General features: G+C 48.6%; 19 protein-coding genes. 11 read left to right on the top strand and 8 right to left on the bottom strand.

The genetic code is table 11. The features are described 5' to 3' along the window. Positions 1–60: 60 nt before the first annotated feature. The 11 genes from ACESYO_RS04905 to ACESYO_RS04855 all read left to right on the top strand — a co-directional run bounded on the left by ACESYO_RS04905 (position 61) and on the right by ACESYO_RS04855 (position 7,094). On the top strand, positions 61–576 hold the full coding sequence (locus tag ACESYO_RS04905) for an ImmA/IrrE family metallo-endopeptidase (RefSeq protein WP_071430693.1): 516 nt from the start codon (positions 61–63) through the stop codon (positions 574–576). Between the two features lie 43 nt (positions 577–619). Continuing rightward, complete coding sequence (locus ACESYO_RS04900; RefSeq protein ID WP_071430695.1) at positions 620–925, top strand: carboxylate--amine ligase; 306 nt, start codon at positions 620–622, stop codon at positions 923–925. Beyond that, positions 922–1,908 (top strand): SEC-C metal-binding domain-containing protein, encoded by a 987-nt coding sequence (locus tag ACESYO_RS04895; RefSeq protein WP_071430698.1) that lies wholly within the window; start codon positions 922–924, stop codon positions 1,906–1,908. The genes ACESYO_RS04900 and ACESYO_RS04895 overlap by 4 nt, the downstream gene beginning before the upstream one ends. A 4-nt stretch (positions 1,909–1,912) precedes the next feature. Continuing rightward, on the top strand, positions 1,913–2,329 hold the full coding sequence (locus tag ACESYO_RS04890) for a UPF0158 family protein (RefSeq protein WP_071430700.1): 417 nt from the start codon (positions 1,913–1,915) through the stop codon (positions 2,327–2,329). 37 nt (positions 2,330–2,366) lie between these two features. Further along, on the top strand, positions 2,367–2,945 hold the full coding sequence (locus ACESYO_RS04885; protein ID WP_071430702.1) for a flavodoxin family protein: 579 nt from the start codon (positions 2,367–2,369) through the stop codon (positions 2,943–2,945). Positions 2,946–2,948: 3 nt separating this feature from the next. Further along, entirely contained in the window at positions 2,949–3,353 is a 405-nt protein-coding gene (locus ACESYO_RS04880; protein WP_373209447.1) for an MmcQ/YjbR family DNA-binding protein, read from the top strand. Positions 3,354–3,380: 27 nt separating this feature from the next. Beyond that, positions 3,381–4,889: a Y-family DNA polymerase gene (locus ACESYO_RS04875; RefSeq protein WP_087233708.1), complete on the top strand. Its 1,509-nt coding sequence runs from the start codon at positions 3,381–3,383 to the stop codon at positions 4,887–4,889. Continuing rightward, positions 4,886–5,545 (top strand): endonuclease/exonuclease/phosphatase family protein, encoded by a 660-nt coding sequence (locus tag ACESYO_RS04870; RefSeq protein ID WP_071430708.1) that lies wholly within the window; start codon positions 4,886–4,888, stop codon positions 5,543–5,545. The genes ACESYO_RS04875 and ACESYO_RS04870 overlap by 4 nt, the downstream gene beginning before the upstream one ends. A gap of 14 nt (positions 5,546–5,559) precedes the next feature. Further along, the gene (locus ACESYO_RS04865; protein ID WP_087233705.1) at positions 5,560–5,982 is read left to right on the top strand and encodes a hypothetical protein; all 423 of its coding nucleotides are present in this window, start codon (positions 5,560–5,562) and stop codon (positions 5,980–5,982) included. Positions 5,983–6,417: 435 nt separating this feature from the next. Further along, complete coding sequence (locus tag ACESYO_RS04860) at positions 6,418–6,735, top strand: helix-turn-helix domain-containing protein (RefSeq protein WP_071430711.1); 318 nt, start codon at positions 6,418–6,420, stop codon at positions 6,733–6,735. 131 nt (positions 6,736–6,866) lie between these two features. Further along, positions 6,867–7,094 carry a sporulation initiation factor Spo0A C-terminal domain-containing protein gene (locus tag ACESYO_RS04855; RefSeq protein ID WP_071430713.1) on the top strand — a complete coding sequence of 76 codons (228 nt, stop codon included), beginning with the start codon at positions 6,867–6,869 and terminating at the stop codon, positions 7,092–7,094. Between the two features lie 64 nt (positions 7,095–7,158). Here the strand turns inward: ACESYO_RS04855 and ACESYO_RS04850 are convergent, their stop codons facing one another. The 8 genes from ACESYO_RS04850 to pglZ form a co-directional block, all read right to left on the bottom strand. After that, positions 7,159–7,398, bottom strand: a complete 240-nt coding sequence (locus ACESYO_RS04850) for a hypothetical protein (protein ID WP_071430715.1) — start codon at positions 7,396–7,398, stop codon at positions 7,159–7,161. Between the two features lie 271 nt (positions 7,399–7,669). Continuing rightward, a complete protein-coding gene (locus ACESYO_RS04845) occupies positions 7,670–8,380 on the bottom strand; it encodes a hypothetical protein (RefSeq protein WP_373209448.1) in 711 nt (236 codons plus the stop codon). Between the two features lie 20 nt (positions 8,381–8,400). Further along, positions 8,401–9,060 carry an SIMPL domain-containing protein gene (locus tag ACESYO_RS04840; RefSeq protein ID WP_083389885.1) on the bottom strand — a complete coding sequence of 220 codons (660 nt, stop codon included), beginning with the start codon at positions 9,058–9,060 and terminating at the stop codon, positions 8,401–8,403. A 2-nt stretch (positions 9,061–9,062) separates the two neighbouring features. Next, on the bottom strand, positions 9,063–9,236 hold the full coding sequence (locus ACESYO_RS04835; protein ID WP_158100246.1) for a hypothetical protein: 174 nt from the start codon (positions 9,234–9,236) through the stop codon (positions 9,063–9,065). A 73-nt stretch (positions 9,237–9,309) separates the two neighbouring features. Then, entirely contained in the window at positions 9,310–10,434 is a 1,125-nt protein-coding gene (locus tag ACESYO_RS04830; RefSeq protein WP_235821954.1) for a cysteine desulfurase family protein, read from the bottom strand. A gap of 9 nt (positions 10,435–10,443) precedes the next feature. Beyond that, the gene (locus tag ACESYO_RS04825) at positions 10,444–10,641 is read right to left on the bottom strand and encodes a hypothetical protein (protein ID WP_071430723.1); all 198 of its coding nucleotides are present in this window, start codon (positions 10,639–10,641) and stop codon (positions 10,444–10,446) included. After that, positions 10,631–12,082, bottom strand: a complete 1,452-nt coding sequence (brxL, locus tag ACESYO_RS04820; RefSeq protein WP_076944459.1) for a BREX system Lon protease-like protein BrxL — start codon at positions 12,080–12,082, stop codon at positions 10,631–10,633. The genes ACESYO_RS04825 and brxL overlap by 11 nt, the downstream gene beginning before the upstream one ends. Positions 12,083–12,094: 12 nt before the next feature. Further along, positions 12,095–14,425 (bottom strand): BREX-4 system phosphatase PglZ, encoded by a 2,331-nt coding sequence (gene pglZ / locus ACESYO_RS04815; RefSeq protein WP_071430725.1) that lies wholly within the window; start codon positions 14,423–14,425, stop codon positions 12,095–12,097. Positions 14,426–14,428 lie beyond the last annotated feature (3 nt).

Genomic DNA, 14,428 nt, shown 5'->3' with positions numbered 1-14,428 from the left:
GGGACTTTTCATCTGTTATATTGAAACAGTACCATTCTGCCCGGAAGGGGTGATACCACTATGCTGATTCGAGCGGAGGAAGCCATTCAAAAAGCCAACCGTATTGTGCGGCAATGCGGCACGAGAAATGCTGACCGGATCGCAAGGGAGCTGGGGCTGATCGTCATGTCTCGTGATTTCTCCCGTCAAAAAGGCGCATACATGGTCATTGAACGAAACCGCTATATCTTTATCAATAAACATCTCGACCCCGTGATGCACGACATTGTTCTGCTCCATGAGATCGGCCATGACCGCCTCCACCGTAAAGATGCAATCCGTGCCGGCGGACTGCAGGAATTCAATATCTTTGACATGAGAGACAAGCGCATGGAATACGAGGCAAATATGTTTGCCGCACAGATCGCCCTTCCAGACGAGGAAATTCTGGAATACATATACGGCGGCTACGATGTGGGCCAGATTGCGCGGGCAATGTCTTCGGACATCAATTTGGTGGCGCTCAAGGTCTCAGAGCTGAACACGAGGGGGTATCGCTTCCGTGAACAGGAACACCGAAGCGATTTCTTAAAATGAACGAGATGGTTTTGCCGGGACAAGCGAAAAGGAGAAAATCAAGATGAAATATTTGCTGTATCGTTCCTTCGGGAATCTGGACAAGGATGTGAAGAAGCACGAGCTGGTGGCTGTGGAGTATGGAAAAGACATCTACGATGTGACCGACGCACTCATCAAGGCAGCTGCGGATGACCTTGCCGGTCTGTCGGAATACGAAAAGTATGAGACCGCCGCCTTCGCTCCGGAGCGGACAAAGGATTTCCGTAAGACCAAGCGGTACGCCTACGAGATGACCGGCATTGTCTATCCTACCCATGCTGACAAGAATATTCTCATTGACTTTGGAATCGTGGAGGAAGCGGAATGAGCAGAGAGGAACCCTATTATATCCCGATGCCGGAGATATACGGGCGAAGAAAACTGAACGCCCTCTATCGGGAGATCCCGCTGAAGGACGCCACTTCCCGGCTCCTGCGGAAGTATTTTAATGCCGCCGCCAATCTGTACGGCATTATCCCCCTGCACAAGCTCTATGGGATCATCGCCTCCCAGAATAAATCCCTTGTAACCAGGGAGGAGTTTCTGGCCTTTGCCGAAATCGCGCGGCATGAGTGTGAGGACTACTACATCCTCGGCAAGTCTGAACTCTATTACGACGGCCCCGAAACGGAGCTGATGGAATATGAGGTCATCGACGTGCAGCTGATCGACGAGGATCTTGATCCCTATCACGAGGTCTTACGGGGCCATCAGGGAAAACCCTACTATGTGCCGGACAAAAAGGAGCTTCTGGCCTACGACAATCCCTTCTACTGGGAGAACACCCCAGAAGCGGAAGCATTCCGCACCTTCCTCCTGACCAAAACCACCGTGCCGGAGGACAAGATGGAAGCGGTTTTCGTAGACATCTACTATGGCCTCCACTGCATGAACGCCGGATTGGAGGATGTGCTGAACCGGTTGGATGAGATTGGCGTGGAGTTCCGCCGCAAAGTGGATGTAGGCGATTTTGCCGAGGTCTATACCCCCTTTCACAACCATGTGCGGATGCAATGCAACCGAGGGCATACTCCTGATGAACTTTTTGCCTTACTTCCCCCGGAAGAACGCATCCCCAAATCCCTTTCCTTTGGTCCGAACATCCGTCAGGCCATTGCGGACGGAACCATGAATCCCGAAGAGTTGCGGCAGGGGATCTTGACGATGGATATGCCAAGTGAAGAACTGCGTATGAGTTTATTGAAAGAGATTGCAGCGGCTCAAACTGCTGCTAAGCCGAAGAAGGTGGGGCGGAATGATCCCTGTCCCTGCGGCAGCGGTAAGAAGTTCAAAAAGTGCTGCGGACGGTGAGCATATGAAAATCAAGCTGCAAACAGTCATAGACGCAATCGAACAGGCCAGCGATGCCTACACGATGCTCTACGACACCAAAACCAACGAAACGGTTTATCTGCCCGATGCGTGGGTCACTGGTGAGACCGACGAGGCGCTTGCCGCTCTGGTTGAGAACGAACCGAAGCGGTTCCTGCATTTTCCGACAAAATATGATATCCACGAATACAGCATCATGGACTCCTTTGTGGACTACCTCCCGCCGGGAAGGATGAAAAACGAACTCGGCGCAGCGATCCGGGGCAGGGGTGCATTCCGGCGCTTCAAGCAGACCATCCGCTTCCACGGCATCGAGCAGCTGTGGTACGACTATCAGGCGGATGCCTACCGGGAGCTGGCAGAGCGCTGGTGCCGGGACAACGATGTGGAGTACGAATAAATTGGAAGCTGTATCAAGAGCAGAAAAGAGGTTCCGGATGAAAAACATTCTCATTATCCAAGGGGGCGGCAGACCCAACGGAAATACTGCCCAGTTGGTGGAACACTTTGCCCGTGGTGCGAAAGAAGCGGGGCATACCGTAGAAGTTATTTCACTGAGAAAACAGGAAGTAAAGGGCTGCATGGGATGCAACGCCTGTCGGTATGGAAAGCCTTGCGTACAGAAGGACAGCTTCAACGAGCTTGTTCCCAAAATTAAGGATGCAGACTGCATTGTCTTTGCCTCACCCTTACTGTTCTGGACGATTTCCGCTCAGCTAAAGGCGCTGATCGAGCGCTTTTATTGCATCGCAGAGGAAGATCCCAACCCGCCGTTGGGACGGTATGAGAAATACCCCTCCAAAGACTGCGCCTTGCTGATGACCTCCGCTGACAATTTCTTCTGGACATTTGAGCAAGCGGTTTCTTACTATCAGTTTACCCTTGTCAACTACATCGGATTCCATGACAGAGGGATGCTATTGGCCGGAGGCTGCGGCGACACCAACGGCAAGCCACAGATTGACAAGACCGACCATCTGCAAGAGGCATATGAATTTGGAAAACACATCTATTGAGCAATGCAGCGGGAGGTTTGCAGAATGAATCGGGGACAGTTCAAGCAATATATTCTTGAAACCTATCCCTGTGAGGCAAACCACCCGTGGATAAAATACCCCAACAACGAGGTTTTCCGGCATCCGGGCAACCGCAAATGGTTTGCCCTTGTGATGGATGTTCCCAAAAACAAGCTGGGTCTGGCAGGCTCGGATGTTATTGATGTGGTAAACCTCAAATGCGACCCGATCCTCATCGGCTCACTGCGGAAAGAACCCGGCATCTTTCCGGCTTACCACATGAACAAGGCAAACTGGATCTCGGTTGCCTTAGACGGCAGTGTGCCGGACGAACTGATCAAAATGCTGCTGGATATGAGCTATGGCGCAACAGCGCCCAAGAGGAAAAAGAAAGCCAAGAAAAGCTGATGCCGCTGAAAGGAGGCGTACCGAAGCATGAAGCAGCGCACTTACATCGCAATCGACCTCAAGAGTTTCTACGCTTCGGTGGAATGCCGGGAGCGCGGGCTTGACCCCATGGACACCAATCTTGTTGTGGCGGATGAAAGCCGCACTGACAAGACCATCTGCCTTGCCGTCACCCCAAGCCTCAAAAGCTATGGCATTTCCGGCCGGGGGCGGCTCTTTGAGGTCAGGCAGCGGGTCAGGGAGGCCAACGCCGGACGGCGGCACGACGCTCCGGGCAGAGTGCTGGAGGGCAAGTCACACTTCATCTCTGAGCTGCAACAAAACCCGAAGCTGGAAATCGACTTCATCATCGCCCCGCCCCGCATGGCCTACTACATGGAATACAGCACAAAGATCTACGAGGTCTACCTGAAATACATCGCCCCGGAGGACATCGTGGTCTACTCCATCGACGAGGTATTCATGGATGTGACCGACTACCTGAATACCTACAAGCTGTCTGCCCATGACCTTGCCATGAAGATCATACTGGATGTCATTGAGACAACAGGCATCACGGCCACGGCGGGGATCGGCACCAACCTCTTTCTCTGTAAGGTGGCCATGGATATTGTGGCGAAGCATATCCCAGCGGATGAAAACGGGGTACGCATCGCCCAGCTGGACGAGATGACCTACCGGCAGACCATGTGGTCGCATCAGCCTCTCACCGACTTCTGGCGGGTAGGCCGTGGCTATGCAAAGAAGCTGGAAGAGCATGGGATGTTCACCATGGGCGATGTGGCGCGGATGTCCGAGCGCAACGAGGACCTACTGTATCAACTCTTTGGGAAAAATGCGGAGTTGCTCATCGACCATGCGTGGGGCTGGGAGCCGACCACCATTGAGGCGATCAAGGCATACAGGCCAAGCTCCAACAGCTTAGGCTCCGGGCAGGTGCTTCACTGTCCCTACAATGCGGAGAAGGCACGGCTTGTCCTGCGGGAGATGGCCGATATGCTCTCGCTGGATCTGGTGGACAAGGGGCTTGTCACCGATCAGCTGGTGGTGACGGTGGGCTATGACATCGAAAACCTCACCGACCCGGCCAGAAAAGCAAAGTACCACGGTGCGGTTGTGAAGGATCATTACGGACGCCAGATCCCCAAACACGCCCATGGCACCATCAATCTGGACGGACACACATCATCTACACGCAAAATAATGTGCGCTGCGGCAGAGTTGTTTGATTGCATTGTAGGCAAAAACCTTCTCATCCGAAGGCTGAATGTGGTGGCGAACCATGTCCTTCCGAAAGAGTCTGCGCCGGTGAAAAACGGGGGCTTTGAACAGCTCGACCTGTTTACCGACTATGCCGCACAACAGGCGCAGCAGGAACGGGAAAAGCAGGAATTGGAGCGGGAGCAGAAAATGCAGACGGCTATGCTGACCATCAAGAAGAAGTTCGGCAAGAATGCGATCCTCCGGGGAATGAATTTGGAAGAAGGGGCAACGGCCAAGGACAGGAACGGGCAGATTGGAGGGCATAGGGCGTGAAAATTGCCACATGGAATGTGGAGCGGCTCAGGCACAAAAAACAGCTCGACCAGATACAAGGCTTATGTGATGGCATCCATGCCGACATCCTTGTGCTGACCGAGACAGACAAGCGGCTGCATCCCGATTATGCCTTCTGCTGCGAGACCACATCATTGATGGGAGATAAGACCATTCCCTATGCCGTCACAGAAAATCGCGTCTCGCTTTACACCAACTATCCCGTTGTTCGGCTGCATCAAACCTATGATTCGCGTACCGCCCTCTGTGCTGAGCTAAAGACGGAAAAAGGGAATCTGCTGGTGTATGGGACAATCATAGGTACGCTGGGCAATCGTCATTCTTCCTTCATGGAACAACTGCACCGGCAGTGTGATGACATTCGCCGCCTGTCCGAATTGGGCGATGGGATATGTGTCTGCGGAGATTTTAACTGCTCCTTCTCGGATAACTACTGTTTCACACAGGCCGCAAGGACAACGCTTCTGGATTTGTTTCGTGATACAGGATTGACCCTTTTGACCGAAAGACAGACAGAGTGCATTGACCACATTGCCGTGTCAAGCAGTATGGTTACCACCAAACGGCCAGTTCTGGAAGAATGGAATGTGGACAAGCGTTTATCCGACCACAAGGGAATTGTGGTCACCTTTTGAGGGGGGCAAAAATCATGAAAACACAGTATGATGACATCATCCATCTGCCCCATCATGTCTCCAAAACAAGGCCGCAGATGTCCATGCTGGACAGAGCGGCACAGTTTTCCCCCTTCGCCGCTCTCACCGGCTACGAGGATGCCATCCAGGAAACCGGACGGCTGACAGATACAAAAGTGGAGATTGGGGAGGAAGTGCGGGAGGAGCTGGACCGGAAACAGCAGTACCTTCAGGACATCATAGCAGACCGACCGGAGATCACCATTACCTACTTCGTCCCGGATGAGAGGAAGGCCGGAGGCTCCTATACATCCCACACCGGCAGTCTGAAACGGATTGACTATTATGAGCGAGTATTTGTTCTGACCGATGGGACGAAAATCCCACTGGATGAGATCGCCGATATCGAGAGTGAATGCTTTCGAGGAATTTTGTGATTACTGCTTTCCCTGCGACCAAACCGAAGAAGAGTCCTCCTATATGGCTGGGAATTTCTGTTCTTTGGCACCAGTATCGATGCGGTGGAGACTACAAGGCATTCGGGCATCGGGGCGGATCGTGTTGTAAACTATTACTGCGGCAGCGCCAGGACAGCTCGACCATGAGGTCTTGCGTGAAGCCATCTGCACTGTTCGAGTCAGTGCGCCGCTGGATGCAGATTGAAAAAAACGATTGATTGGTGCGTGCTATCAAAAGCGCAGTCAATCAATACTGCCTTACCTGATACTCGATTTTTCTATCTTTGCTGAAAGTTATCCGCGTAAACAGTTCTTTAGAATTATACCTCGTTCTTTGGATTCTGTATGAATCAGGCCATCACCACTATACTATTCTTTAGAACAAAAGCGAGTTCTAAAGGAGGCGGTGGCAGGATGGATGCAAGAGCAGTTGGACAAAGAATCAAGGCTGCAAGGGAGAAAAAGAACATGACACAAGAAGATCTTGCCGCCTGCATTGACATTAGCCCGACCCATGTGAGCGTGATTGAACGCGGAACCAAGATTCCGAGGATGGACACTTTCGTAGCGATTGCAAATGTGCTTGGCGTATCTGCGGATGACCTTCTGGTGGATGTGGTGGATCGAGCGACTGCCGGAGTTGCTTCGGAGCTTTCTGCCGCCATCGAGGCGCTCCCTCACGAAGAAAGGATGCGGGTCTTAAAAGTAGTGTCTGTATTGGTAGATAGATGAGTGTGGAAGAGCTTTCGGCTCTTCCACGCTTTTTCTTTTTCCTCTGTCAAAATGTGAGTGATTTCGACATTCTTATGATGTTATACTTGCGCCAAAGAACAAGAGAAAAGTCTAAAGACGGAGGAATATCCATGAAAAACTTTGAAGAGATTATTGCGAAAATTGCCAGGGAGAACGGAACCACGCCAGAAAATGTACTCCGTGAAATGCAGTTGGCTATTGATCATGCTTACGATCACCATGACAAGGAGGCGCAAAAGTTGTGGGATATGATGTCATTCAAAAGCGACAGACCGACACCGGAAGAGTTCATCTTTCAGGTGGCAATGATGCTGGATAAAAACGGATCATTACATTAAATTGGATGCTCTGACCATGTTGTAGCGGGTTTCCCTCTGCTATCTTCTCGGTGGCTTTATAGCCTTAGTCATTGAACAAGGCATCGTATTCCTTAATTCGATCTATCCAATCCAGTTCCCTTTGCCGCTTTGCATTATCATCTATGACAATCGCCTCGGGATAAACCTTCAGGATTGCCTCCTTCATCTTGCGCTGTTCCGCCTTTGTGGTAGGAATCCGTTTCTTGCCGCCATACCAGGTTTTCTTCAGCTTTTGCGTCACATCGAAGGCCGGCGCAGGAGCCTTTTTCTTTTTTCCAAACATCAATGCACCTCATCAATCCATGCTGCCATCGCCTTTGTTACCTCCAAACTCGCAGCCGTATTGATGACCGTGGCCATAGTACCATCGTCCATAGCGATACCCATAGTGGGGAGGGCAGTTGGCGCAGTCCCCGTTACAATGTCCGTTATGCTGGTGTCGTTCGCTGTGCCGGGAAACTGCATTGATTCCGGCAATCGCAGCGAATAGCGTTCCCCAAAAGCCCAATCGAGGTGCTGCGGATTCCTGATAAGATATGTCCTCGTAGATGGGCTCATTGTGAAGTTCCAGATGATGCTTTTTCGCAATCTTCAAATATGTATCGTCTGGGAAGTACATCATACAACTCCTCAGCTTGATTGGCATCAAATGTCCCTTGGGCGGTCAGCGACATTTTTTCAATGAGGGATTCCGAAATTCCAAAATCGAGCCACTCCATGATTTGCTGCGGAGCGAACCGCACCTTGCCCTGTAACGATTTCTCAATCAGAGTCTCGATAGTTGCCTGGTCAAGATAATCCCTCAAAATATCAAGCTGCTCAGCGTCAAAGCATCCCGTGACTTTCATTACCATCGTTTTGAAGGTCTCTTCATCTGCGCAGTCAACCAACTCCATAATCGTTGCCGGTGCATATTGGTCGCTCGTAGCCTTTTTCAGAAGTGTCTGGAATACTTCATCATCCATGCAGCCGGTGAGGGTATCCAACGCTTCATCGGAAAGTGTTCCTTGGACGGAGGAAACGACACGCTTCATCGTCGCTGTATCCACGCAGCAATTCAAATCCTCAATATTCTCGACTTGAAAGGTGACACCGGCATCCAAGGCTCTGTTTATCAGCCGACTTGCGGCCTTTTCATCACACAATTCCATAGCTACTTCGGTGACTTCAGCCGGGGAGCCATAGGAGGTGAGGGCGGAAAGCCGTCGAATCTGTGTACTCGTCGCCCAGTCATAGAACTTTTCGTAATATTCATCCCAAGTCATTTCCGCACCTCACATTCTGATTATCGAATCTCCCAGACGAAAGTGGCTGTGTCGCTTACATCAATGTCATCCGGTTCGATGTCCATATCGGCCATGGCTCCCATCGGCATCGCCAAGCACTTTTCATCAAGCATATATTCAGTGCGTGAGACAACATTGAGTTCGCCCCAATTATAGTCGATGGCGAGCAGATCTCCCAGCGCCACATTCGAGGCTTCGCAAAGAATTTCCGCTTTTTCCCGTGCGTTGATCGTTGCGGATTTCAAAAGCTTCTTGTTGACCGCAGACGGGTCTTTTACTGTGAAGGCGATGGACAGCTCTGGTTTGGCAAGACATTTTGAGATTGCGGAAAGGGACTGCGCCAGCCGCCTTGTGTCGAAATCAAATTCAACTTTGAGCCGGTGATTGCAGATATATCCGTTGAATACGCTTTTATAGTTGCCGTTTCTGTCTTTTACTCGTTCATAGTCTGTGCGAACATTGAAATTCACGGTTTTTACAGACTTCTTCTTAAATCCGACAGATTCCAGCGCCTTGTTTAGATAGTCAATCTGGAGTGCGGCCTGTTCCATCGCTTTTTCGTAGTTCGTATCCTGCGCTTCAAGGCTCATGGAGATGACGATGTAATCCGGCGGAGTGGAGACTCTGCCAACTCCTTTTACGGTTATCGTCCTTGACATCATCACACCTCTTTTCTGTTTTCCTTGTCACGCTCTGCTTTCCACCGTTCAAATTTCTCAACATTCTTGGGGTCGGAATAGAACTCCCTGCAAGATTGCAGCAGTGTACGGCAGAGGGCTTTCATTTCATATTCTGGGATTTGGCTAAAATCAATCAGGGGTTGTTCTTCGCTCATCATGACACCACCTTACAGGGACTTCATCACATCCAGCAAGTGCTGATGATTGTTATCGTATTCAATAGAAGCTCTACTTCAAAATTCGCAAAAGTGCATCAACGATTTCGTCGATATCGCCTTCTGTATTGTTCTTTCCTAACGACAATCGTATTGTTCCCTTTGCCAGTTCTGGCTCCAGTTTAATCGCCTGCAACACATGGGATATTTGTGTTTCTCTGCTATTGCAGGCTGAACCAGTAGAGACACAGATTCCCATCAAATCCAATCGGTGCAAGAGGGCTTCACCACTGTAGCCGGGGAAAGAGAGACTGATGTTCCCGGGGATATGTGCTGCGCTCCCATTTCTGGAAAATCGTACATTCGCATCTGACAAGCCCATGATTAGTTTGGTTTCCAGCCGAGTTAAATGCTCCGCTGTATCTTTCAGTCCATCTACACATTTTTTTAATGCAGCCGCCATACCTACAATAGATGCGATATTCTCTGTGCCCGCCCTCATGTGGTTTTCCTGACTGCCGCCACTTGCGTATGGAGCCAGCGGCGTCCCTTTTCGGACATACAGGAAGCCGATACCTTTGGGACCATGGAATTTGTGGGCGGAAGCAGAAAGCATATCTACACCAAGATCGTTCACATCTATTTTGATATGTCCAACCGCCTGAACAGCATCGGTATGAAACATTGCGCCAACGGAATGAGCAATGGCAGCTAACGCTGGAATGTCCTGAATGGAGCCTATCTCGTTGTTGGCGGCCATAATAGAAACCAGCCGAGTATCCGGTGCAATGTGTTCTGACAGCGTTGCGGTATTTACTTTGCCGGTAGAATCTACCGGCAGATAAAAAACGGGATAGCCCATTCTTTCAATATCAGCGCACGGACGCAAAATCGCATGGTGCTCAATGGCTGATGTTATAAATCCGTGTTTTTCCGGGTCGAGAAATGCAGTTCCCTTTATTGCCCAGTTGTTGCTTTCCGTACCACCTGAAGTGAAAAATATTTCGTCAGGTTGAGCGCCAATACACTGGGCAATGATTTCCCTCGATTCCCGCAGAGCTTTTTTGGGCGCTCTCGCAAATGAATAGGGCTGCGAAGCGTTTCCGTATTCTTCTAAAAGATATGGTTGCATCGCCTCAAACGCATCAATATCCAGTTGTGTTGTGGCTGCATTATCCGCATAGATAAAACGCTTCACAATCCCACCTCATTCAAATAATTTACAGCCTTCCTCTTTGAACTCCTCGATTTTATCAAGCAATTCCTCAACAGTACACCCAAGATATTCGGCAAGGCAATCCATACAGTAGAAATTCTCCATGTCTTCGCCCAATAGTTTTTTGTTAATACCGATGGTGTTCTTGTTAAGATTATTTTTACCGCAGATGATACAATCAATTTTCATAAGGAATCTCCTTCAGCGAGAAAGAAGGCACATCCTTACCCTTGAACTCCACATCGAGAATCCCAAGCTGCCGTTTGATGATTTTACGCATACGGACAGCAGGACGAAGGCAATATTGCTGGAATCCCTTTGGATTGATGTCCCGTGCGCTCCGCACATTCGGGAACAACAGCTTCAAATATGCTGTTGCAATGCGCTTTACGGCCTCCGTGTCACGGGTATCTGCCCTATCAGGAACATCAATAATTTGATCAACAATCGCTCTATAACTCACATCATTGCGAAGCTCGTGCAAAATGGTGCAGAAGTATTCTGAATTTAACGCCCAGCCGGACAGCTTCAAATCATCATTCATTCTTGGTATATCCCAACCCTTGATGAAACCATGGATTCGGTCTACCAATGCACTTTCTTGAAATAGTGAGGGCAGCTCGGAGAACATATTCTGCCACTCATCCATATTATCCTGTGCGATGTTACCCAGGAAGATGATGCCTGCATCAGATTTCCCCTCGTAGCCACCGATGTTAAACTGTCCATACTCCATATATCCCTGCATGATAGAGCGCATTTCGTTCACATCGCCAAACTGCACCAACTTTACCTCATCTATTGCGATAAAGTCGTGGCCGGTAACAAAGCCGGGAGTCTTCCGAGCGGTATCATAAAACATTTTTGCCCGAGTTACCTTTCCGCCATCTGTTAGAAGACCATATTTACTCACATGGCCAAATACATAGGACTTGCCAGTTCCTTTGGGTGCAAGCTCTATCAGATTGAGGCGTTTCTCCACAAAGGGAAGAATGCGTGTCAGCATGGAAAGCTTTTGTTCCTCACTTTCATACCCGCCCGCATTGTAATCTATGGCCCCTAACAGCACATCAATCCACTCGGAAGTTGTAAATTCATTCCGAACATCCTTGTAATAATCAAGGTCAATAGTATAAGGGCAGAAATTTGTAAATCCAGTAAGGCGAATTTTCCCTGGAATTTTAGGCTTCGCAGTGTCATCCGGGGGTCGATAGCCGAGCTCGACCACACCCCAGACCTCCTGCCCACTGATAAGCTCTCCACGATACTGATCCCATGTAGACACATCAATCATGGTTTCTTTATTTGTCAAACCGAAGTCGGGCAATGAAAAGGTGATTTCTCCGGTTTTTATGCTTATATCGACAGAAATCTTGGTCAGGAGTTTGACACGCTCGTTATCGTTAATGATTCTATCTTTGATTCTGACCCATTCTTCTTTATTCGGAAGATAGGTGCGGATAAAATCCGTAAGTTCGTCTATGTCCAGATTACCTTCATCATCAGCAAACTTTTTGAGCAGCCAGTCTCTCAAAAACGATGGCAGACCTAACGCAGAAAAGAAGTTGCTTTTCTTCAAATCCTTGTAGACGACCATTTCATCGAAACAATCCCGAAGTTTTTCGGTCACGAGTATCCCTCCTTACAGAATGTTCTTTTCGCTGCCGCTTTCTTTTTTCACTCGAAGTGGCAGGCCAGTGGCAACAGGCATTCCACCGGCAAATACATCTACGCTGTATGTCTTGGCACGACGAATTTCAGTCATTTCCTCAACAACATAGAAATTATCAGCAGTCGGTTTTGCTTCGTAGGTATGACCGTCTATTACGACGCTGACATCCACCAACTTTTCCGTAGAAAATACTTTAATGGCAGCTTTCTTGCGGAAACTAACGAAAATTTCGGGGATACCCGTAAATGTTGCAGTTGAATCAATCGGCATTATTTTAACTTCAACGGCATCGTTAAGATACGAAATCTCGATAATCGGTACGGTAACTTCCTCCAATGTTGCGCCGCCATGAACCTCAACATTCGCTTTCCGGCTTCCCTTAAAACGGTCATAATTGGCAAGCGCCCAGAAATCTTCCGCATCCGTGGCACTGTCCGGCCTCTCATCGACCTCACTTTTCGGACAACATCTCCCAGAGTGCTTCCCGCTTGATTGCATTTCCCATAGATTTTCGGTTCCGTGAATTACAGCAAGCCGACTGGCACCATGGTCTGCAATTAAGATGGCCTTTTGATAGTCGCCGTTTGTGAGGTTTGTTTTGATTTTCTTCAGGAGTTCATCAATCAGCTCCAGTTCACGAATCAAATGAATCGGGAGCTTACGATCCTCTCGACTATAATCATAGCCTTCCTCACCGTGATGCTTGATTTTATCTATCTTATCAACAGAGATGATGGGGAATCGATCTGTGGATAGGACATCCCAAAATTCCTTGTTCCGACTGGTGATGGATGGAAGCTCACATCTGCACACAGTAACTTTCGCCATGAGTTTAAGTGCATGACATCTGGACATGATATAGCCAAGATACTCCACGCCCATTGCATCTGTAAAATAAGTCTGGGTATCCGTTACATCAATTCCTTCTATCACAGAACTGCGTGGCGGGAGAATTCTGTTATAATCCCGATCGACTGCTTGCTTTTCGACAAGTGTCATGAAGTCCGGGAAAATCTTATTGACAACCTTCTGATATTTGTACTCCTGGAAATAGTTATCAAGCAGTTCACTTTTGAAATGGTACGCTGTCAGATACGCCCGAAGATCAGGATAAATTCGCTCCAATATATCAAGAAGTTCTGCTCTCCCGAAGTCCTCACTGTATCTATCCAACAGCTTGAAAATAAGCTCCTTTTCCTGAAGGGTATTGTCTGTCAGGTAGCAGAGCGCATATTTCCCCTTGCTTTGGACTATCTTGCAAAATCCACTGACCTCATCAAGTGGGTTTTCAATGGAATTCAAAAGGTCTTTTCTTTGTCTATATTGGGAAATAAAGTCTTTGTCGGTCGGATCTTCCTCTAAGATAGTACGATACAAGCTGTGAATCAGCCCGGATGGGGAAGTAGCCGTTTCTATTGCCTTGTTGAAGTAGGAGTTGTTTCCCGCATGGAACAGTTTGAGCCCGATAAAGTACAACCAAAGCCATTTCTTGTTAGAAGCTTTTTGTTTGTAAGTAGAGATAACAATATCCAAATTGTTGACGCTCCCTATTTGGGCGGAAATCAACTGTTGCCAAGAAGAATATTTCCGAAACTCTGTCAAAGCATACTGCCAGTTCTCTTCATCTCCGTAACTTTCTGGCAGTACAGATGTCATTGCGTCCAAATGACACAATACTTCATAAGGATTCTTCAAATCTGAGATCGTATAGAGCGAAAACGGATACTGATCCTTGCTTTTTGCAGTCTCGATGTATAGAATCTCTGCTGCGGCTGATTCCACCGCCTTGGCCATGCCTCGAAGCCCTTTTACCAGCGCACTTGCGTCCGTAGGTTGAATGCCCTCTGCGGTAAAAATCAGCTTAGGACGAGCGGATGGTATCCCCTCTAAAACGCAAATTCTGCTATCAAGGCGCCTGTCATTTTTAATAAGGGTATGTAAGTATTCCACACATTGAAAGGTGAGGATAACTGCATGGCCCTCAGTGCTCATAGATAGAAGTTCTTTTAATTCTTGCACCAAGGCCTTTTCGCCTTTTAACTTGAGGAAGCTCGTGATCTCACTGACAAAAAAGTTGGTATTCTCATGAGCAAGGCGTTCAAGAATGTTGGGGATGACAGGGAATTCATCAGGTTTGCAAAACGCCGCATCAGAGGCACAAAGAAAGACATTTTGGGGCAATTGATAGTGGAGCATGATGGCTTCCAAATCTGCCTTGTTTTGAACATCTACGATAAGAGGCTCGACATTATCTTTCTTCAGATAGCGGTCAATTTTTTTAATGACTTCTTGGATGGTCATTTT

The sequence above is a fragment of the Allofournierella massiliensis genome, assembly GCF_964241245.1.
Classification (GTDB): Bacteria; Bacillota; Clostridia; order Oscillospirales; family Ruminococcaceae; genus Allofournierella; species Allofournierella massiliensis.
This window is presented reverse-complemented; position numbering and strand designations above follow the sequence as displayed.

Excerpts from the sequence above, each read along its gene's own strand:
- ACESYO_RS04850 (WP_071430715.1), bottom strand. The coding sequence starts at position 7,398 with ATGTTTGGAAAAAAGAAAAAGGCTCCTGCGCCGGCCTTCGATGTGACG.
- ACESYO_RS04825 (WP_071430723.1), bottom strand. The coding sequence starts at position 10,641 with ATGAAAATTGATTGTATCATCTGCGGTAAAAATAATCTTAACAAGAAC.
- ACESYO_RS04845 (WP_373209448.1), bottom strand. The coding sequence starts at position 8,380 with ATGACTTGGGATGAATATTACGAAAAGTTCTATGACTGGGCGACGAGT.
- ACESYO_RS04835 (WP_158100246.1), bottom strand. The coding sequence starts at position 9,236 with ATGAGCGAAGAACAACCCCTGATTGATTTTAGCCAAATCCCAGAATAT.
- ACESYO_RS04890 (WP_071430700.1), top strand. The coding sequence starts at position 1,913 with ATGAAAATCAAGCTGCAAACAGTCATAGACGCAATCGAACAGGCCAGC.
- pglZ (WP_071430725.1), bottom strand. The coding sequence starts at position 14,425 with ATGACCATCCAAGAAGTCATTAAAAAAATTGACCGCTATCTGAAGAAA.
- ACESYO_RS04895 (WP_071430698.1), top strand. The coding sequence starts at position 922 with ATGAGCAGAGAGGAACCCTATTATATCCCGATGCCGGAGATATACGGG.
- ACESYO_RS04865 (WP_087233705.1), top strand. The coding sequence starts at position 5,560 with ATGAAAACACAGTATGATGACATCATCCATCTGCCCCATCATGTCTCC.
- ACESYO_RS04880 (WP_373209447.1), top strand. The coding sequence starts at position 2,949 with ATGCAGCGGGAGGTTTGCAGAATGAATCGGGGACAGTTCAAGCAATAT.
- ACESYO_RS04860 (WP_071430711.1), top strand. The coding sequence starts at position 6,418 with ATGGATGCAAGAGCAGTTGGACAAAGAATCAAGGCTGCAAGGGAGAAA.
- ACESYO_RS04900 (WP_071430695.1), top strand. The coding sequence starts at position 620 with ATGAAATATTTGCTGTATCGTTCCTTCGGGAATCTGGACAAGGATGTG.
- ACESYO_RS04840 (WP_083389885.1), bottom strand. The coding sequence starts at position 9,060 with ATGTCAAGGACGATAACCGTAAAAGGAGTTGGCAGAGTCTCCACTCCG.
- ACESYO_RS04905 (WP_071430693.1), top strand. The coding sequence starts at position 61 with ATGCTGATTCGAGCGGAGGAAGCCATTCAAAAAGCCAACCGTATTGTG.
- ACESYO_RS04885 (WP_071430702.1), top strand. The coding sequence starts at position 2,367 with ATGAAAAACATTCTCATTATCCAAGGGGGCGGCAGACCCAACGGAAAT.
- ACESYO_RS04855 (WP_071430713.1), top strand. The coding sequence starts at position 6,867 with ATGAAAAACTTTGAAGAGATTATTGCGAAAATTGCCAGGGAGAACGGA.
- ACESYO_RS04875 (WP_087233708.1), top strand. The coding sequence starts at position 3,381 with ATGAAGCAGCGCACTTACATCGCAATCGACCTCAAGAGTTTCTACGCT.